This is a genomic window from Amycolatopsis sp. NPDC051102, assembly GCF_040682815.1.
Lineage (GTDB): Bacteria > Actinomycetota > Actinomycetes > Mycobacteriales > Pseudonocardiaceae > Amycolatopsis.
The window spans coordinates 265,095-282,970 of record NZ_JBFBBT010000002.1 but is presented as its reverse complement, the minus strand read 5'-3'; the positions used below and the strand labels follow the sequence as shown (position 1 = coordinate 282,970).

17 protein-coding genes are annotated in these 17,876 nt (G+C 72.5%); 15 read left to right on the top strand and 2 right to left on the bottom strand.

Features of this window, described 5'->3' with window-relative positions; translation table 11 throughout:
* Positions 1-120: 120 nt before the first annotated feature.
* Entirely contained in the window at positions 121-627 is a 507-nt protein-coding gene (locus tag AB0M93_RS07270; RefSeq protein WP_364269390.1) for a hypothetical protein, read from the bottom strand.
* Between the two features lie 303 nt (positions 628-930).
* On the opposite strand from AB0M93_RS07270, the gene AB0M93_RS07265 reads away from it, so the two are divergent.
* From AB0M93_RS07265 to AB0M93_RS07250, 4 genes are read left to right on the top strand one after another with little or no spacing between them, the layout of a single operon-like run.
* Entirely contained in the window at positions 931-1,518 is a 588-nt protein-coding gene (locus tag AB0M93_RS07265; protein ID WP_364269388.1) for a papain-like cysteine protease family protein, read from the top strand.
* Entirely contained in the window at positions 1,515-2,276 is a 762-nt protein-coding gene (locus tag AB0M93_RS07260) for a hypothetical protein (protein WP_364269386.1), read from the top strand. The genes AB0M93_RS07265 and AB0M93_RS07260 overlap by 4 nt, the downstream gene beginning before the upstream one ends.
* 51 nt (positions 2,277-2,327) lie before the next feature.
* Positions 2,328-3,386 (top strand): Lrp/AsnC family transcriptional regulator, encoded by a 1,059-nt coding sequence (locus AB0M93_RS07255; RefSeq protein ID WP_364269384.1) that lies wholly within the window; start codon positions 2,328-2,330, stop codon positions 3,384-3,386.
* Between the two features lie 54 nt (positions 3,387-3,440).
* Complete coding sequence (locus AB0M93_RS07250; RefSeq protein WP_364269382.1) at positions 3,441-4,685, top strand: FAD-binding protein; 1,245 nt, start codon at positions 3,441-3,443, stop codon at positions 4,683-4,685.
* On the opposite strand, the gene AB0M93_RS07245 is transcribed toward AB0M93_RS07250, so the two are convergent.
* Positions 4,682-5,665: a LacI family DNA-binding transcriptional regulator gene (locus tag AB0M93_RS07245; protein ID WP_364269380.1), complete on the bottom strand. Its 984-nt coding sequence runs from the start codon at positions 5,663-5,665 to the stop codon at positions 4,682-4,684. The two genes, AB0M93_RS07250 and AB0M93_RS07245, sit on opposite strands and share 4 nt — an antisense overlap.
* A 297-nt stretch (positions 5,666-5,962) precedes the next feature.
* Here AB0M93_RS07245 and AB0M93_RS07240 point away from each other — a divergent pair, with 297 nt between their 5' ends.
* The 11 genes from AB0M93_RS07240 (at position 5,963) to AB0M93_RS07190 (ending at position 17,772) form a co-directional block, all read left to right on the top strand.
* Entirely contained in the window at positions 5,963-7,150 is a 1,188-nt protein-coding gene (locus AB0M93_RS07240) for a Gfo/Idh/MocA family oxidoreductase (RefSeq protein ID WP_364269378.1), read from the top strand.
* Positions 7,151-7,361: 211 nt separating this feature from the next.
* Positions 7,362-8,657, top strand: a complete 1,296-nt coding sequence (locus AB0M93_RS07235; RefSeq protein WP_364269376.1) for an extracellular solute-binding protein — start codon at positions 7,362-7,364, stop codon at positions 8,655-8,657.
* A gap of 3 nt (positions 8,658-8,660) precedes the next feature.
* Positions 8,661-9,638 (top strand): sugar ABC transporter permease, encoded by a 978-nt coding sequence (locus tag AB0M93_RS07230; RefSeq protein WP_364269374.1) that lies wholly within the window; start codon positions 8,661-8,663, stop codon positions 9,636-9,638.
* Positions 9,635-10,480, top strand: a complete 846-nt coding sequence (locus AB0M93_RS07225) for a carbohydrate ABC transporter permease (RefSeq protein WP_364269372.1) — start codon at positions 9,635-9,637, stop codon at positions 10,478-10,480. Before AB0M93_RS07230 ends, AB0M93_RS07225 begins: the two co-directional genes overlap by 4 nt.
* Before the next feature lie 5 nt (positions 10,481-10,485).
* On the top strand, positions 10,486-11,103 hold the full coding sequence (locus AB0M93_RS07220) for a YesL family protein (protein WP_364269370.1): 618 nt from the start codon (positions 10,486-10,488) through the stop codon (positions 11,101-11,103).
* On the top strand, positions 11,100-12,224 hold the full coding sequence (locus AB0M93_RS07215; protein WP_364269368.1) for a Gfo/Idh/MocA family oxidoreductase: 1,125 nt from the start codon (positions 11,100-11,102) through the stop codon (positions 12,222-12,224). The genes AB0M93_RS07220 and AB0M93_RS07215 overlap by 4 nt, the downstream gene beginning before the upstream one ends.
* Positions 12,225-12,237: 13 nt before the next feature.
* Positions 12,238-13,464, top strand: coding sequence for a Gfo/Idh/MocA family oxidoreductase (locus AB0M93_RS07210; protein WP_364269366.1), 1,227 nt, complete (start codon positions 12,238-12,240; stop codon positions 13,462-13,464).
* Positions 13,461-14,402 carry a PmoA family protein gene (locus AB0M93_RS07205; RefSeq protein ID WP_364269364.1) on the top strand — a complete coding sequence of 314 codons (942 nt, stop codon included), beginning with the start codon at positions 13,461-13,463 and terminating at the stop codon, positions 14,400-14,402. Before AB0M93_RS07210 ends, AB0M93_RS07205 begins: the two co-directional genes overlap by 4 nt.
* Positions 14,403-14,413: 11 nt before the next feature.
* Positions 14,414-15,700, top strand: a complete 1,287-nt coding sequence (locus AB0M93_RS07200; protein WP_364269362.1) for a pectate lyase — start codon at positions 14,414-14,416, stop codon at positions 15,698-15,700.
* 213 nt (positions 15,701-15,913) lie between these two features.
* Positions 15,914-16,684 carry a pectate lyase gene (locus AB0M93_RS07195; protein WP_364270660.1) on the top strand — a complete coding sequence of 257 codons (771 nt, stop codon included), beginning with the start codon at positions 15,914-15,916 and terminating at the stop codon, positions 16,682-16,684.
* Between the two features lie 65 nt (positions 16,685-16,749).
* Entirely contained in the window at positions 16,750-17,772 is a 1,023-nt protein-coding gene (locus AB0M93_RS07190) for a pectinesterase family protein (protein WP_364269360.1), read from the top strand.
* The last annotated feature ends 104 nt before the right edge of the window (positions 17,773-17,876 follow it).

Below are 17,876 nucleotides of genomic sequence, written 5' to 3'. Positions count from 1 at the left end.
CGCGCGCGGGCGTTTGTGGTGGTTTCGGGGGCGTGGGGGGGGGGGTGGGGGCGGCGGGGGGGGGGGGGGGGGCGGCGGGGGGGGGGGGGGGGGCCCCCCCCCCCCCCCCCCCCCGGCCGGTCAGTTGCTGTTGCCCGGCTTCCAGCCGAGGTAGTTGGCGAAGTAGCCCTGGCGGGCGTGGCCGATCGCGCCGTTGACGCTGGTGGCCCAGACTCCGCCGCTGCCGTCCGCGATGCCGACGTGGCCGTAGGCCGAGATGTTCCAGAACACGAACGCGCCGCGGGGCGGGGTGCCCGTCGTGTGGCGGGCGCCGTCGGAGGACCGCCAGTGGTCGATCGCGCTCGCGTGGTGGGTCACGCGGTCCCACGCCAGGCGGACCGCCTTCTCGCAGTAACCCTGGTAGGCCGTGCTGCCGTTGCGGCTGGAGAACCAGGCGATCGCCTGGCTCGCCGTCCGGGCCGCGGCCAGGTCGGCGGCCGAGTCGGTGATCACCGCGCCCGGGTCGGCGATGTCGGCCGCGGTGACGTCCGAATACACCTCCGCGGGCGCGGCGGTGGCGATCGAAGCGCCGCCGAAGAGCAGGGCGGCCGCGAGCGCCGCCGCCTGGCAGATGGTCCTGGTACGCATGTGTCTCCCTCGGGTGGCCGGGACCTCGTGTCCCGGCGACGGGGACGAACGCTGCTCGCGGCCGCTACACCGCCACTACACCGCCGCTCCGAACCCCGGGCCGGACGCGCGGGCGAACCCGCCGCCGGAATCCGTCCGGCGGCCCGGATCCGGTGCCGGAATCCGGCACCCCGGAATCGCCGGGATCCGCCGAGAATCGTTTCCGGCGAAGGCATCCTCCCTTAGTAGGTACCGGATAACCGGGGCGGGCGCGGAGTATTCCGTGCCACCACGTCGAATCGTCACCGGCTGGAGGAACACTTCGTGAAAACCACATCAGGAGTCCTTCGTGGACTCGCGGCGGTTTCGGCCGCAGCGGCCGCGGTCGTCGCGCTGCAGGCCCCGGCCGCCGCGGCCGCGGCGCGGACCGATCTCGGGATCACCATGCAGGCCCAGCAGAAAGACCAATGGTGCTGGGACGCCAGCGGCAACACCATCGCCGACTACTGGGGCTACTCCCTGACCCAGACGCGGTTCTGCCAGATCGCGCACAACGAGTCCGGCAGCGACTGCGCCAACAACCAGGGTTACCTGTCCGACCAGCAGCGCGTGTTCCGCTACCTCGGCTTCACCAGCGTCGGGACGTACAACTCGAGCGGGCAGACGCTTTCCTTCACCGGCGTCAAAAGCCAGATCGACGCCGGCCACCCGGTCGGCACCCGGATCGGCTGGCGCTCCGGCGGCGGTCACATGCACGTCCTTTACGGCTACGACAATTCCAGCGGCGCGACCCGGGTGGAATACGGCGACCCGTGGCCGAACAACAGCCGCTACAACTCGATGAACTACGACACCTACCGGTCGAACACGCAGTTCCAGTGGACCCACACGCTGTACGGAATCGAGGGATGAGCATGCTGCGCAAAGCCATGGGCGTCGCCGTGCTGGCCGGCGCCGCGATGCTCACCACGGCCGGCGCCGCGGCCGCGGCCGACGGCCCGGCGGGTACCCCGACCGCCGCCGACACCGCCGCCATCGGCCAGGTCACGAGCGGCCCGGCCACGCTCGGCCGCCTCGCGGCGACGAAGTTCCCCGGCGCGCACGCCGCGGCCGCCCAGCAGTCGGCCGATCCGCGCACGCAGGTCCCCGTCTACGAGCCGACGGCGGCATTCGTCGCCGGCAAGTCGGACGTCCCGGCCGCGCTCGCCTACGTCGCGGTGCCGGCGCGGACCGGCGACGGCACCGCCGCCACCGTGTGGGCGGAGCGCCAGGGCGCCGCCTGGACCGTCGTCAACGTCGCGTCCGCGGACTACGAACGGCAGTACGCCCAGGCCGCGGCCGGCGGCTACCTGCTGCACGAACCGCAGGTCAACGCCTGGTACGCGGTGCACGGCGACGCCGTGACCGTCCTCGACGGTTCGGTCACCGGCCTGGCCGCGGGCACGAAGCTGTCCTTGGCGGACTACCGCGCGGCGCTGCACGGGCGGTACGCGGACAAGCTGCCGGGCTCGGCCTACGACCGCGACGGCGCGGGCGGCGGCTATGGCGGCCGCGAACGCGCCGTCCCGGCCGCAGACGACAGCGGCGTGCCGATGCTGCCCTTCGTGCTCGGCGGCGTCTTGGTGCTGGTGGCCGGCGCGGCGGTCGTGCCGCGGCTGCGGCGGCAGTAGCCGAACGACGAGGGGCCGCCGGCGTGTCCGGCGGCCCCTTGGCAGCCCGTCATGATCAGGTCACAATGCGCCATGGCCGTTTCGCCCGGCGTGCCGCCGGAAACGGCGCGCCCCGGGCTGAGCGCGTCGGATCTCGCGCTGGTGGAGGCCCTCCAGCGGGACCCGCGGGCGCCGTGGACGCGCATCGCCGCCGCCGTCGGCACCGACGCGACGACGGCGGCCCGCCGCTGGGACCGGCTCCAGGCGGCCGGGCTGGCCTGGCTCACCGCCTACGCCACGGCGCCGACGACCACGGTCGGCTACGTCGACCTGGCCTGCCGCCCGGACACCCTCGGCGGCCTGACCCGTGAGCTGTGCGGCTGGCCGTCGGTGTTCAGCGTCGAGCGCACGACGAGCCGGTTCGCGCTGTTCCTCGGCTTGGCCGCGCGCGACCTCGACGCGCTGGACGCGCTGGTCACCGGCCGCATCGGCACGCTGCCCGGGGTGCGGGAGGTCCGCTTCGCCGTCGCGACCCGCGTCTACCGGGAGGGCAGCGGGTGGCTGGTGAACGCGCTCGCCCCGGAACAGCGGGCGGTGCTGGACGACACCGCCGTGCAGGCCCGGCTGGTCGTGCCGCAGCAGTGGAACGACCGGGACCTGCGCGCGCTGGTCGAGTCGCTCGGCGAAGACGGGCGGCGCAGCTACGCCGAGCTGGCCCGCGACTGCCGGATGAGCGAGTCGGCGGTGCGGCGCACGCTGGCGCGGATGCTGCGCAACCACGAACTCGACTTCCGGTGCGACCTCGCGCACGTCCCGGCGGGCTGGCCGGTGATCGCGGGCTACCGGCTCGACATCCGCGCGGCGGACCTCGACCGGGCGGGCTCCGTGATCGCGCAGCTGCCGGAGACGCGGCTCTCGGCGGCGGTGGTGGGGGAGGGCAACCTCGTGGTGTCGGCGTGGCTGCGCGATCCGGGCGACTGCACCGGCTACGAGGCACGGCTGGCCGATGCCGCCCCCGGCGCGCGCGTCCTCGAACGCGCGATCACGCTCCGGATGCCGAAGCGGATGGGCCGGCTGCTCAGCCCGCACGGCCTGGGCGGCACCCACCAGGCGATCATCCCGGCCCGCTGAGCACCGCCGCCGCTGACGTAGGGTCGGGAGCGGGATCTCGGACGGCGGAAGGACATGCGGGTGGGCGAGTCGAACTGGGCCGGCAACCACACCTACGGCGCGGACGCGGTGACGACGCCGCGGACGGTCGCCGAGGTGCAGGCGGCCGTCGCCGCGGCCGCGCACGTCAAGGCCCTCGGCAGCCGGCACTGCTTCAACGACATCGCGGACTCCCCGGGCGGGGTGCTGCTGGACCTGCGCGCGCTCGACGCCGGCGTCGAAATCGGCGACGGCACCGTGACCGTCGGCGGCTCGGCGCGCTACGGCGACTTCGCGCAGCAGCTGCACGCGGCCGGGTACGCGCTGCCGAACCTCGCGTCGCTGCCGCACATCACCGTGGCGGGCAGCGTCGCGACCGGCACCCACGGCTCCGGACGCCGTCAGCCGGGGCTCGCCGCGGCCGTCTCGGCGGTGGAGCTGGTCACCGCGGACGGCGAACTCCGGACCTTCACCCGCGAGGACACCGAATTCCCGGGCCTCGTCGTCGGGCTCGGCGCGCTCGGCGTCGTCACCCGGCTCACCCTCGACGTGGTCCCGGCGTTCGACGTCCGCCAGGACGTCTTCGACGCCCTGCCGTGGGACGCCGCGGACCGGCACTTCGACGAGATCGAAGCCGCCGGCTACAGCGTCAGCATGTTCACGAACTGGGTGAACGGCACCATCGATCAGGTGTGGGTCAAGAGCCGCGTCGACGACTTCACCGAGCGGGCCGGGCTGTTCGGCGCGGTGCCCGCGGACGGACCGCGCCACCCGGCGCACGCCGCCGGCATCCCCGCGGACAACTGCACGCCGCAGCAGGGCGTGCCGGGGCCGTGGCACGAGCGGCTCCCGCACTTCGCGCTGGCGTTCACCCCGAGTGTCGGGGACGAACTGCAGTCGGAGTACTTCGTGCCGTACGAGCACGCGGCGGCCGCGGTCCGGGCGGTCCGCGAGATCGGCGACCTCGTCGCGCCGCTACTGCTGGTCTCGGAAATCCGCGCGATCGCGGGCGACGAGCTGTGGCTGAGCCCCTGCCACGGCGGCGACCGGGTGGCTCTGCACTTCACCTGGCAGCCACGCCAGCCCGAGGTGGAGGCGGTGCTGCCGGTGCTCGAGGAGCGCCTGGCGCCGTTCGGCGCGCGCCCCCACTGGGGCAAGCTCTTCCACGGCGTCCCGCAGGGCTACCCGCGGCTGGCGGACTTCCGCGCCCTGGCGGACCGGCTCGACCCGCAGGGCAAGTTCCGCAACCCGTTCCTGCACCGCCACGTCTTCGGCGGCTAGCCCCGCGGCGGCGCGGTGGTCGCGCGGACGATGAGGTAGGTGTCCAGGACCTGCGTCGTGTGCTCGTCGGCCTCGCCGTCGAGCAGGCCCAGCAGGATCGTCACCGCCGCGCGGCCCGCCGCCTCCGTCGGCATCGCGATCGTCGTCAGCGGCGGGGCGGAGATCGCCGCGAAGACGAGGTCGTCGAAGCCCACCAGGCTGATCTCGTCCGGTACCGGCACCCCGCGGGCGTTCAGCCGCGCCAGCGCGCCGAAGGCGACCAGGTCGTTGTAGGCCACGATCGCCGTCACGTCCGCCGCGAGCGCCAGGTCCGCGCCCTGCAGGCCGCCCTCGAACACCGGGGGGAACGGGCCGAACTCGACGACGTCCGTGCCATGCCGCTCCGCCGCCTCCGCCAGGCCCAGCTTGCGGGCCCGGTTCGCCCACGACGTCCGCGGGCCGCCCAGGTAGGCGCAGCGGCGGTGGCCCAGCGCAGCCAGGTGCTGGACCGCCTGCCGCATGCCGTCCGCGGCGTCCATCACGATCGACGGGATCCCGGGCACCTCCCGGTTGAGCAGCACCAGGGTCGTCTGCCCGGCGAGCGCGCGCAGCTGGTCGTCGGTCATGCTCGGGCTGCACAGCACCACGCCGTCGACCTGCTTGGCCATCCGGCGCACCAGGTTCTGCTCGGTCGCCGGGTCCTCGTCGCTGTTGGCGAACAGCACGGCGATGTCGTCTTGGCGGGCCCGGGCCTGGACGCCGTTGAGCACGCCGGTGAAGAACGGGTTGCCCAGGTCCGAGACCACGATCCCGATGTGCCCGGTGCGGGCCGCCGGCACCGGCTGCGGCGCGCCGGCCGCGTGGTAGCCCAGCTCGTGGGCCGCGGCCAGCACCCGGGTGCGGGTCTGCAGCCGGACCAGGTCCGGGGACGTGAACGCCCGCGAGACGGTCGAGATCGACACGTTGGCCCGGCGGGCGACGTCGTGAATGGTCACGGTCACGGCAACTCCTCGGCAGGCTCCGAGCAACATCATGGAAACGGCTGCGGGCGTTGTCAACAAATCCTGCAAACGTTGACCGCCGCTTGCAGGCGTCGCCGGTCTATTCCAGTAAGCGCTATCTCGAAACGCGCGCCGCCGTTCGGAGTACCGGCAATTCGACGAATTCGACGACGTTGTCCCGAAGATTGACACCCTTGTCGCGAACGCCCTACGGTGGCGACCGGAAGTTTCTCCCGAACTCCTGACCCATTCGTCAGTTCCGCGCGGCCCGCACCGGGTCCCGCCGATCGGAGATCCATGTCGGGGAGCCGGAGCCGCACCGTGGCGGACCCGCCGAGGCTGGCGGTCGTCGGCACGTCCGGGTACGCGTTCAGCTACCTGCACCGCGCGCGCATCCTGCACGACGAGGGTCTGGTCCGCTTCGCCGGGATGGCCGACATCCGGCCGCCGTCCGCCGCCGCGATCGCGCTCCTGCCCGAGGGTGGCACCGCGCACGCCGGCGTCGACGACCTGCTCCGCCGTTGCCGCCCCGACATCACCGTGGTCGCGACGCCGCCGCACGCGCACGTGCAGGCCGGCGGCGCGGTGCTGCGCGCGGGCAGCGACCTGCTCCTGGAAACCCCGCCGGTGCTCGACCTCGACGGCTTCACGACGCTGACGCGGCTGGCCGCGGAGACCGGGGCGGCCTGCCAGACCGGGTTCCAGAGCTTCGGCTCCCCGGCCCTGCCCGTCCTCCAGGCGGCGATCGACGGCGGGAAGCTCGGCGATGTCGTCGGCGTCGGCGCGGCCGGCGCGTGGATCCGCACCGACGCCTACTACCGCCGCAACCCGTGGGCCGGGCGCCGCTGGCTGGACGGGGAGGCCGTCGTCGACGGGGCCCTGACGAACCCGTTCTCCCACGCGGTGGCCACCGCGCTGCTGGTCGGCGGGGTCGCCGGCCGCGATCCGGCGGAGATCGCGCTGGAGCTCTACGGCACGCGCGACATCGAAGCCGACGACACCGCCTGCCTGCGGATCCGGTTCGGCGACGGCCCCGAGATCGTCGTCGCCGCTTCGCTGTGCGCCGAGCAGGACCACGAGCCCTACATCGTGGTGCACGGCGTCGAGGGGCGCGCGAAGTTCTGGTACAAGAGCCACCGCCTGGAACTCGACGACGAGCGGGTCCACCTCGGCCCGCCGGCCGACCTGCTGCGCAACCTGATCGCCCACCACCGCGACCCGGCGGGCGTGCCGCTGCTCGCGCCGCTGTCGGCGACCCGGGCGTTCGCCTCGGTGGTCGAGGCGGTGCGGAACGCGCCGTCGCCCTCGCGGATCCCGGCCGGCTGGATCCGCACGGTCGGCGAAGGCGCGAGCCGGCACCCGGTGGTGCGGGGGATCGGCGAAGAGGTCGCCGTCGCGGCCGACCGGCTCGCGTTGTTCTCCGAGATCGGCGTGCCGTGGGCGAGCGCCGCGCGCCCGGCGGCGGCCGGCGAACGCACCGGATAACGCCGCCGGTGCTCCCCGAGCGCTGACCGACCGGTGACCGAACCGGTTCGAGTAAGCGCTTTCTCGGCGTGCGTGCTGAATGCTGAAAGTGCTGCTGCACAAGGGTTGTTGCGGCTGTTTGCCCGTTGACACCGGTATGGCGGACTGCCTACCGTGAGCGCGCTGACAGCGTTTTCAGAAAAGTGCTGACCGGCTGAGGACGGAGAGTTCGATGGGGCGGACAACTGAGCGTAGGACCAGGGGACGGGGTGTCGCCGCGCTGGCCGTGGTGGTCCCGTTGCTGCTGACCGGGGTGGCCGCCTGCGGCTCGGACTCCGGTGGCGGCGGTGGCGACGTCACGATCACCTTCGTCTGGTGGGGCAGTGACGGGCGGGCGAACCTGACGAAGAAGGCCGTCGAGCTGTTCCAGCGGAAGAACCCGAAGATCAAGGTGCAGACGTCGTTCTCGGCGTACGCGGCCTACTGGGAGAAGCTGGCTACGCAGACGGCCGGGGGCAAGCCGCCGGACGTGCTCAACGTCGACAGCCGCTACCTGGCCGAATACGGCGGCCGCAACGTGCTGGCCGACCTGAATTCCGGTGCGGGCAAGGCGATCTCGCTCGCCGACGTCAACCCCGAGCTGGCGGCCACCGGCGTCTACCAGGGCAAGCGGTACGCCGTGCCGTGGGCGCAGAACACCCCGGCGATGATCTACGATGCGGCTGCATTCATGGCGGCCGGCGCCGACCCGGCGAAGGGGATGACCTGGGACCAGTTCGCCGACGCGGCCCGGAAGGCCGGCGCGGCGGGCACGGCACGCGGGGTGACCGACTTCGGCATCCTCGACACGACGCTGGAGATCTGGCTGCGCCAGCAGGGCAAGCAGTTCTACACCCCGGAGGGCAAGCTCGGCTTCACCGGCGACGACCTGCGCCGCTACTGGGAGCTGGCGGGCAAGTTCCGTGACACGAAGGCCGCGTCGCCCGCGGACGTCACGGCGTCCTACAACACCTCGCCCGAGCAGGCCCCGCTCGGCAAGAAGCTGACGAGCTCGGAGTTCGCCTACGACAACCTGCTGCCGGCGTACCAGAAGGCGAACGGCAAACCGCTGAACGTGGCGCCCTACCCGAGCGGCGCCGACGGCGACACCGGGCAGTACCGGCGGCCGTCGATGTTCCTCTCCGTCTCGGCACGCAGCCAGCAGCAGGAAGCCGCGGCGAAGCTCGTCGACTTCCTGGTCAACGACCCGGAGGTCGGCAAGATCGTCGGCACCGACCGCGGCCTCGCGCCGAACCTGAAGGTCCGGGCCCAGCTGGCGGCCACCGCGACCGGCAACGACAAGACCCTCTACGACTACGAAGCCGCGCTCGAACCGAAGCTCGGGGCCGCGCCGCCGGTACCGCCGAAGGGGGCGGGCGCGATCCAGAAGCTGCTGCAGCGCACCTACGAAGAGGTCGCGTTCGGCCGGATGAGCGTCGACGACGCGGTGAACCGGTTCATGACCGAAGCCCAGAAGGGACTGTCCTAGCCGATGACGACCCTGCGCACGCCGGACCCGCCGGTCGCGCCGCCGGCGTCGGCCACGCGCGTCCGGCGCCGGGACCGGCCCGTCGGGCGCCGCCGCAAGAGCCAGCCGGAGGCGTTCGCCTTCCTCACGCCGTGGCTGCTCGGCGCGGTGGCGCTGACCGTCGGCCCGATGGTGGTCTCGCTGTACCTGTCGTTCACCGACTACGACCTGTTCACCTCGCCGAAGTGGGTCGGCTTCGGCAACTTCGCGCACATGTTCGGCGGCGACGACCGGTACCTGCAGTCGGTGAAGGTCACGCTGATCTACGTGCTGGTGTCGGTGCCGCTGAAGCTGGCGGTGTCGCTGCTGGTGGCGATGCTGCTCAACACGCGCCGCAGTGCGAACGGCTTCTACCGGGCCGCGTTCTACGCTCCGTCGCTGCTGGGCGCGAGCGTTGCGGCGGCGCTGGTGTGGCGGGCGCTGTTCATGGGCGGCGGCCCGGTGAACGAGCTGCTGGCGTTCTTCGGCTGGCATACGCCGAGCTGGGTGGACGACCCGCAGTTCAGCCTCGCCTCGATCGTGCTGCTGGGTGTCTGGCAGTTCGGTGCGCCGATGGTCATCTTCCTGGCCGGCCTCAAGCAGATCCCCGCGGAGCTGCACGAGGCGGCCGCGATCGACGGGGCGGGTGCGTTCCGCCGGTTCCGGCACATCACGCTGCCGATGCTGTCGCCGGTGATCTTCTTCAACCTGGTGATGGAGGCGATCCACGCCTTCCAGGCGTTCACCCCGGCGTTCGTCATCGGCGGCGGCCGCGGCGGCCCGGCCGACGCGGACCTGTTCTACACGCTCTACCTGTTCGAGGTCGGCTTCCAGGACTTCCGGATGGGCTACGCGTCGGCGATGGCGTGGGTGCTGCTGGTCGTCATCGCGATCGTGACGGCGATCGTGTTCCGCACGGCGAAGCTCTGGGTGTTCTACGACGACGCGGAGGACAAGAAGTGATCGCGCTGCCGCGCACGGCGCGGTCGTTCGGCTGGCACGTGCTGTGCCTGGTCATCGTCGCCGTGGTGCTGTACCCGCTGGTGTGGCTGGCGTTCGCGTCGGTCAAGCCGCCGGACGAGATCCTTTCCCGGCTGGCGCTGCTGCCCACCCGGTTCGTCTTCGACGGCTACACGAAGGGCTGGGAGGGCGCGGCGGACGTCGGGTTCGGCCGCTTCTTCCTCAACTCCTTCCTGGTGGCCGGCCTGTCGGTGGCGGCGAACGTGCTGTCGTGCTCGCTGGCCGCGTTCGCCTTCGCCCGGCTGAAGTTCCGGTTCCGCGGCGCGCTGTTCGCGTTCATGATCACGACGCTGATGCTGCCCTACCACGTCACGCTGATCCCGCAGTACGTGATCTTCCAGCAGGCGGGGCTGGTCAACACGTTCGTGCCGCTGATCCTGCCGAAGCTGCTGGCCACCGAGGCGTTCTTCGTGTTCCTCATCGTCCAGTTCATGCGCGGGATCCCGCGTGAGCTCGACGAAGCGGCGATCATCGACGGCTGTTCGGTGTACCGCACGTTCTGGCACGTGGTGCTGCCGCTGTCGAAACCGGCGCTGGTGACGACGTCGATCTTCACGTTCATCTGGACGTGGAACGACTTCTTCACGCAGATGGTGTACCTGAACGACACGGAGAAGTTCACCGTGCCGCTCGGCCTGCGGCTGTTCGTGGACACCAGCAGCGAGTCGAACTTCGGCGCGATGTTCGCGATGTCCGCGCTCGCGCTCGTCCCGATCGTGCTGTTCTTCCTCGCCTTCCAGCGCCTGCTGGTCGAAGGCGTCAGCACCAGCGGCCTGAAGGGGTGACGGCGATGCGGACCCGGTGGAGGACGGAGCTCGGCGACTTTTCGGACTGCCTCCTGGCGGGGGTCCTGGTGGCGCTGGCGTCGGTGCCGGTGGTGACGGCGGGCCCGGCGTTCGTGGCGGGCTGCCGGGTCCTGGACCGGATCCGGCACGACGTCGGACGTCCACTGTGGACGACGTTCTGGGCGGACTTCCGCGAGGCCGCCCGGGGTGGGGTGGCGTTCGGGCTGGGGTGCCTGGCGGCGGTGGTGCTGTTCGCGGTGGACCTCGAGGTGGTGGCGTCGATGCCGGGGGCCGGTGTCCTGCAGCCGGCGTTGTGGCTGCTGGCGGCGGCGGGGGTGGTGGTGGCGGTGCGCACCTGCGAAGTGGTGGCCACCGCCGGCCCGGCGCCGGCCGGCGAGAGGGCGAGCGGCGCCGGCGGGCGATCGCCGGACGGCACCGCCCCGAGCTGGCGCCGCGCGATCGTGACCGCGGCGCGGGAAACCGCCGCCGCACCGGGCCGCGGGGTGCTCCTCGCCGGCGCCGCCGGGATCGCCGGCCTGCTGATCTGGATGCTGCCCATCCTCGCCCTCGTGGTGGCCGGGCCGCTCGCCCTGGCCGCGGTGGCCACCGGCGGCCGCCGATGAGGCCGGAGGTGATCGTCTTCGGCATGGCCGGGTACGCGGCCCAGCACCTGCGCCGCGCCCGCGTCCTGCACGACCGTGGCGAACTCGTCCTCGCCGGGGCGTGCGACATCCGCGAACCCCCGCCGGAGGCTCGCGGTCTGCTGCCGGAGGGGGCGGTGATCACGCAAGACGCCGCCGAACTGCTCGCCCGCACGACCCCGGACATCGCCGTGGTGGCCACCCCGCCGCACACGCACCTGCCGCTGGCGAAACTCGCGCTCGCCGCCGGCTGCCACCTGCTCGTCGAGAAGCCACCGGTCCTCGACCTCGCGGCCTTCGGCGAACTCACCGAACTGGCCCGCGCCCGCGCCTGCCAGACCGGGTTCCAGAGCTTCGGCTCCGCCGCGGTCCCGGTCGTGCAGGCGGCCATCGAGAACGGCGAGGTCGGCACCGTCACCGGGATCGCCGCCGCCGGCGCCTGGATCCGGCGGGACCGCTACTTCGCGCGCGCCGAGTGGGCGGGCCGCCGCCGCGTCGGCGGCCAGCCGGTGGTCGACGGGGCCCTGACCAACCCGTTCGCCCACGCCGTGGCGACCGCCCTGCTGGTCAACGGCACGGCCGGCGTTCTGCCGGACCGGATCGCCGTCGAGCTGTACCGGGCCCGGGACATCGAGTCGGACGACACCGCCTGCGCCCGGCTGAGCTTCGCCGGCGCGCCGGACGTCGTCGTCGCGGCCACGCTCGACGCCGAGGCCGACCACGAGCCGTACGTGCTGGTCCACGGCACGAACGGCCGGATCCGCTGGCACTACAAGACCGACGTGGTGACCGTGCACGACCGGCCGCTCCCGGTCGGGCCGCCCCGGGACCTGCTGGCCAATCTCGTCGCGCACGTCCGCGACGGCGAACCGCTGCTGGCCCCGCTGGCCGCCACCCGCGCCTTCACCGCCCTGGTCGAGACCGTGCGCGACGCGCCGGAGCCGCTTCCGCTGCCTGCCGAATGGGTCCGGGCCGTGGACACCGGGCCCGAACGGCACTTCGTCGTGCCGGGCGTCGACCGGGACGTCGACACCGCGGCCGACCGGCTCACGCTGTTCTCCGAACTCGCCCTGCCCTGGACCGGCGCCGGTACGCGCGCCTGAAAAGAGAGAGGTGATGGCGGTGCGTCGCCACGCGATCGTCGGCCTGGGCTCCCGGGCCCAGCTGTTCGCCACGGCCTTGGCCGCGTCGCCGCGGGCCGAGCTCGCGGCCTTCTGCGACCACAACGAGACCCGCATGCGGGTCCACAACGGCTGGCTCGGCACGGAAGTCCCCGCCTACCGGCCCGAGGACTTCGCCGCCATGCTGGCGAAGGAGCGCATCGACGTCGTCGTCGTGTGCACGCCCGACCACACGCACGCGGACTACGTCGTCGCCGCGCTGGAGGCGGGCTGCGACGTCGTCACCGAAAAGCCCATGACGACCGACGCCGAAGGCGCGCGGCGGATCCTGGCCGCCCGGCGCGAAACGGGCCGCTCGGTGCGGGTCGCCTTCAACTACCGGTACAACCCGGTGCACCGCCGGGTGCGGGAGCTGCTGGCCGCCGGCGCGATCGGCGAGATCGGCTCGGTCGAGTTCAGCTGGCTGCTCGACACCGCGCACGGCGCCGACTACTTCCGCCGCTGGCACCGGGACAAGGCGAACTCCGGCGGCCTGCTGGTGCACAAGTCCGGTCACCACTTCGACCTGGTCAACTGGTGGCTCGGCCGCGGGCCGGAGACGGTGTTCGCCCTCGGGCGGCTGTTCTTCTACGGCGACGAGAACGGCGGCCGGACGGCTGGCGACCGGTTCGCCCTGGACCTCGATGCCTCGCCCAAGCTGCGCGCGCTCTACCGCGACGCCGAGCGGGAAGACGGCTACGTCCGGAACCAGGACGTGTTCGCCCCCGGCGTCACCATCGAGGACGACTTGTCGGTGCTCGTGCGCCACCACGGCGGCGCGGTGCTGAACTACCACCTGCACGCGTATTCGCCGCGAGAGGGCTACCGCGTCGCGTTCTCCGGCAGCGAAGGGCGGCTGGAACTGGACGTCCGGGAGAACGAGTACGCGGCCGGCGCCGAGCCGGTGCCGAAGCGGGCGCAGGCCCGGCTGACCGTGCAACGGCACTGGGAACCGCCGGCAACCGTGTTCGACGGGCTCCTCGGCGACGGGCACGGCGGCGGCGACGAGCGGATGCTCGCCGAGCTGCTCGGCGACGCGGAGCCGGACGAGCTCGGCTGCGCGGCCGGCCACGAGGCTGGCCTGCAGGCCCTGCTCACCGGGCTGGCCGCGAACCGGTCCCTGGTCACCGGCCGCCCGGTCGCGGTGACCGAGCTGCTCGGCGAGATCGGGGAACCGGCGTGAGCCGGGCCGCGGTGGGGGACCTGTCGCTGGAGCCGCCCGGGGCGGACGACGGCCGGGTGCGGGTCCGCCTCGGCGACGTCGTCCTGGCCGAGTACGTGGTCGTGCCGCCGACGCCGGCCGGGGACTCACCGAAGCCGTACCTGCACCCGCTGCGCACCACCGCGGGGGAGACGGTGACCGCGGTGCGGCCGCACGACCACACCTGGCACAACGGCCTGCAGTTCACCATGGCCCACCTCTCGGGCGAGAACTTCTGGGGCGGCCGCACCTACGTGCGCGGCCGCGGCTACACCCCGCTCGACAACAACGGCACCGTCGGCCACGTCCGCTGGGAAAGCCTCGACGACGCGGGCGGCCACTGCGAACTGCGGCACGAGCTGGCCTGGCGCACCGCGGCCGGCCGGCGCTGGCTCACCGAGCACCGCACGCTGCGCTTCGGCGACGTCTCGGCCGACGGCGGGCACTGGACGCTCACCTGGTCCAGCCGGCTGCGCAACACCAGCGGTCACGAGCTGCGGTGGGGGAGCCCGGTGACCGAAGGCCGGGACACCGCCGGCTACGGCGGGCTGTTCTGGCGCGGGCCACGGTCGTTCACCGGCGGCACGGTCCGGACGCCGGACGGCCGGTCGGCGGCCGAGGCGATGGGGCACCGGTCGCCGTGGCTGGCCTTCACCGGGCAGCACGACGAAAGCCTGCGGACCTCGACGCTGCTGTTCGCCGACAGCCCGGCGAACGCGGCCCACCCGACGGCCTGGTACGTCCGCGCCGAGCCGTTCCCCGTGGTCAGCTTCGCCGCCACCTACCACCGGCCGTGGCTGCTCGAACCGGACGAGGAGCTGGCACTGACCCACCACGTCGTCGTCATCGACGGCGCCCCGGACGCCGCCGGCCTCGCCCGGCACGCGGCGCGGGTGCTCACGAGACAGGACACCGACTAGAGGAGCCGAGAATGCGCTGGAAGGCTTTCGCGGGGTGCTTCGCCCTGCTCGGACTCACGCTCACCGCGGCACCCGCCCAAGCCCACGGCCGCGACCCCGGCCGGGTCGTCCTGGGCGTGCACGACGGCTGGGCCGCCGCGACCACCGGCACGACCGGCGGTGCGGCCGCCGCGCCCGCGGACGTCCACACCGTCACCAAGCGATCGGAGCTGGCCGCGGCCCTCGCGGCGAACCCCGGCGCACCGAAGATCATCTACGTCCGCGGGACGATCGAGGGCAACGTCGACGCCGCGGACCGGCCGGCGAGCTGTGAAAGTTTCGCCGACCCGGCTTACAGCCTCCCGGCCTACCTGGCGGCCTACGACCCCGCCACCTGGGGGAGAGTGCCGCCGTCGGGGCCGCTGGAGGAGGCCCGCGCGCGGTCGCAGGCGAACCAGGCCAAGCAGGTCCTGCTCGACGTCGGCCCCGACACGACGGTCGTCGGGCTCGGCGAGCACGCCACCCTGCACGGGCTGACCCTGCGCGTCACCGGCGACAACGTGATCCTGCGGAACCTGCACTTCTCCGACGCCCACGACTGCTTCCCGCAGTGGGATCCGCTCGACACCGCGGACGGCAACTGGAACTCCGAATACGACAACGTCGACCTGGTCGGCGCGACGCACGTGTGGGTGGACCACAACGAGTTCAGCGACGGCGGGAACACCGTGCAGCCGTCGTACTTCGGCCGCAAGTACGAGGTCCACGACGGGCTGCTCGACATCGTCAACGGCTCCGACCTGGTCACGGTCTCGTACAACCGGCTGCACGACCACGACAAGACCATGCTGATCGGCAACACCGACAAGCCTGCCTACGACGTCGGCAAGCTGCGGGTCACGCTGCACCACAACCTGTTCTCCGAGATCGGGCAGCGCGCGCCGCGGGTGCGGTACGGCCAGGTGCACGTCTACGACAACCTCTACCTCGTCCGGGATCCGGCCGCCTACACGTACTCGCTGGGCGTCGGCGTGCAGTCGCGGATCTACGCGGAGAACAACTTCTTCCGCGTCCCGGCCGGGCTGCCCCTGGGTCAGCTGGTGCACTACTGGAAGGGCACCGTGCTGCACGCGACCGGCACGCTGGTCGCGCAGGGCCCGGCGTGGCCGCGGCCGGTCGACCTGCTGGCCGAGTACAACGCCGCCAACGACCCGGACCTCGGCCCGGACGTCGGCTGGACGCCGTCGCTGGTCCAGCGCCTCGACCCGGCGTGGGCGGTGCCGGCGCTGGTGCTCGCCGGGGCCGGCCCCGGGCGCTGAACCTTCGACGCTTTCGCCGTTTTCTGAAAACAATCGGCGGCGGCGACCATCCGGGCGACATGCGCGGCGCTGCGGCGAACGACATTGACACGGCCTGCCCGCAACCCGAAACTTCGGTACGAGAAAGCGCTTTCACAACCCGGTCGGACGCTTTCCGTCAGCGCCGATTGAAGCTCGAGACCAGGGAGTGACGAAGAAATGATTCCCCCAGCACTGTCCCGGATCGTCCGGGTGGCGGCGGTCGCCGCGCTCGTGGTTTCGGCGGCGGTCGGCACCGGCGCGACCGCGTCGGCCGCCTCCTGGCCGAACCCGGGCACGAACGTGCCGGTGCCGAAGACGGTCAAGGTCACCAGCGGCACCTACGACGGCGGCCTCAAGCGGTTCTACGGCACCGGCGACCTCGGCACCGGCGGCCAGAGCGAGGACCAGAGCCCGATCTTCGAACTTTCCAACGGCACCACCCTGAAGAACGTCGTCCTCGGCAGCCCGGCCGCCGACGGCGTGCACTGCCTCGGCACCTGCACGCTGCTCAACGTCTGGTGGGAGGACGTCGGCGAAGACGCCGCGACCTTCAAGGGCACCTCCGCCTCGCAGACGATGACCATCGACGGCGGCGGCGCGCGCAAGGCGTCGGACAAGGTGTTCCAGCACAACGGCCCCGGCACCATGTACATCCGGAACTTCCAGGTCAACGACTTCGGCAAGCTGTACCGCTCGTGCGGCAACTGCAAGACGCAGTACAAGCGCAACGTCGTCGTGGACAACGTCACCGCCACCGTGCCCGGCAAGGCGCTGGTCGGCATAAACACCAACTACGGTGACACCGCCAAGCTGACGAGGATCACCATCGTCGGCGACTCGAGCCGCAAGATCGAGCCGTGCTCGAAGTACAAGGGCGTGACCAGCGGCGAGCCGACGAAGACCGGCAGCGGCCCGGACTCGACGAACTGCCTCTACACCGCGGCGGACATCACCTACAAGTAACCGGCCCGCGCCGGGGGTGGCGGCCGCCGTCCGGTACCCCCGGCGCGTTCCAGCGTGGAGGCGTCATGTTCAAGACCCTGCTCGTCGCGTCGGTCGTCGCCGGGGCGTCGCTGTCGGCTCCGGCTGCCGGCGCCGCGGCGGCGAACGTCGTCGTGGCCAAGGACGGCTCGGGCAACTACACCACCGTCCAGGCCGGGATCAACGCGGTCTCGGCGGGCGGCACGATCTCGGTCAAACCCGGGACCTACCGCGAAGTGATCACCGTGCCGTCGGGCAAGACCGGCATCACGCTGCGCGGGACCACCGGGAACGCCGCCGACGTCGTCATCGACTACAACAACGCCAGCGGGACGAAGAAACCCGACGGCTCGACGTACGGCACCTCCGGCAGCGCGACCGCCACCATCGCCGCGAACGGCTTCACCGCGACCGCGCTGACCTTCCGCAACTCCTTCGACCGCAAGGCCCACCCGGAGATCACCGACACGCAGGCGGTCGCGGTGAAGACCTCCGGCGACCGGATGGTCTTCGACAACGTCACCTTCCTGGGCCACCAGGACACGCTGTACGCCGACACCGCGGCGGTCGGCACGGTCGGCCGCCAGTACTACCGCGCCTGCGCGATCAGCGGGGACGTCGACTTCATGTTCGGCCGCGCGACCGCGGTGTTCGACCGGGCGACGATCACCGCGCTCGACCGCGGCTCGAGCAGCAACAACGGGTTCCTGACCGCGGCCAGCACCCGGCGGTCGAACCCGTACGGCTTCCTGATCGTCGGCAGCAAGGTGGTCAGCTCGGCGGCGAACGCGAGCTTCTACCTGGGCCGCCCGTGGCACCCGAGCGGGGACGTCGACGCCATCGCCCAGGTCCTGATCCGCGAGACGTCGCTGCCGGCGGCGATCAAGCAGGCGCCGTGGACCGACATGTCGGGCTTCTCCTGGAAGGACGCGCGGTTCTCCGAGTACCGCAACACCGGCCCGGGCGCCGGGACCGGCACCGACCGGCCGCAGCTGCCCGCTGCGCAGGCCGGGAACTACACCGCCCAGAAGTACCTGGCGGGCGGCGACGGGTGGAACCCCGTGCACTGACGCCGTCGTGGGTGGTGAAGGGGCGGGGTAAAATGCCTAAACACCACCACCGCCGGCCCGGGGGGGGGGGGGGGGGGCCCGGGCCCCCCCGAGAGAGCGCCCCC

Coding starts and splice junctions, on each gene's coding strand:
- AB0M93_RS07270 (WP_364269390.1), bottom strand. CDS start 627: ATGCGTACCAGGACCATCTGCCAGGCGGCGGCGCTCGCGGCCGCCCTG.
- AB0M93_RS07250 (WP_364269382.1), top strand. CDS start 3,441: ATGCGGGTGGGCGAGTCGAACTGGGCCGGCAACCACACCTACGGCGCG.
- AB0M93_RS07260 (WP_364269386.1), top strand. CDS start 1,515: ATGAGCATGCTGCGCAAAGCCATGGGCGTCGCCGTGCTGGCCGGCGCC.
- AB0M93_RS07235 (WP_364269376.1), top strand. CDS start 7,362: ATGGGGCGGACAACTGAGCGTAGGACCAGGGGACGGGGTGTCGCCGCG.
- AB0M93_RS07215 (WP_364269368.1), top strand. CDS start 11,100: ATGAGGCCGGAGGTGATCGTCTTCGGCATGGCCGGGTACGCGGCCCAG.
- AB0M93_RS07230 (WP_364269374.1), top strand. CDS start 8,661: ATGACGACCCTGCGCACGCCGGACCCGCCGGTCGCGCCGCCGGCGTCG.
- AB0M93_RS07255 (WP_364269384.1), top strand. CDS start 2,328: ATGATCAGGTCACAATGCGCCATGGCCGTTTCGCCCGGCGTGCCGCCG.
- AB0M93_RS07240 (WP_364269378.1), top strand. CDS start 5,963: ATGTCGGGGAGCCGGAGCCGCACCGTGGCGGACCCGCCGAGGCTGGCG.
- AB0M93_RS07200 (WP_364269362.1), top strand. CDS start 14,414: ATGCGCTGGAAGGCTTTCGCGGGGTGCTTCGCCCTGCTCGGACTCACG.
- AB0M93_RS07210 (WP_364269366.1), top strand. CDS start 12,238: ATGGCGGTGCGTCGCCACGCGATCGTCGGCCTGGGCTCCCGGGCCCAG.
- AB0M93_RS07220 (WP_364269370.1), top strand. CDS start 10,486: ATGCGGACCCGGTGGAGGACGGAGCTCGGCGACTTTTCGGACTGCCTC.
- AB0M93_RS07190 (WP_364269360.1), top strand. CDS start 16,750: ATGTTCAAGACCCTGCTCGTCGCGTCGGTCGTCGCCGGGGCGTCGCTG.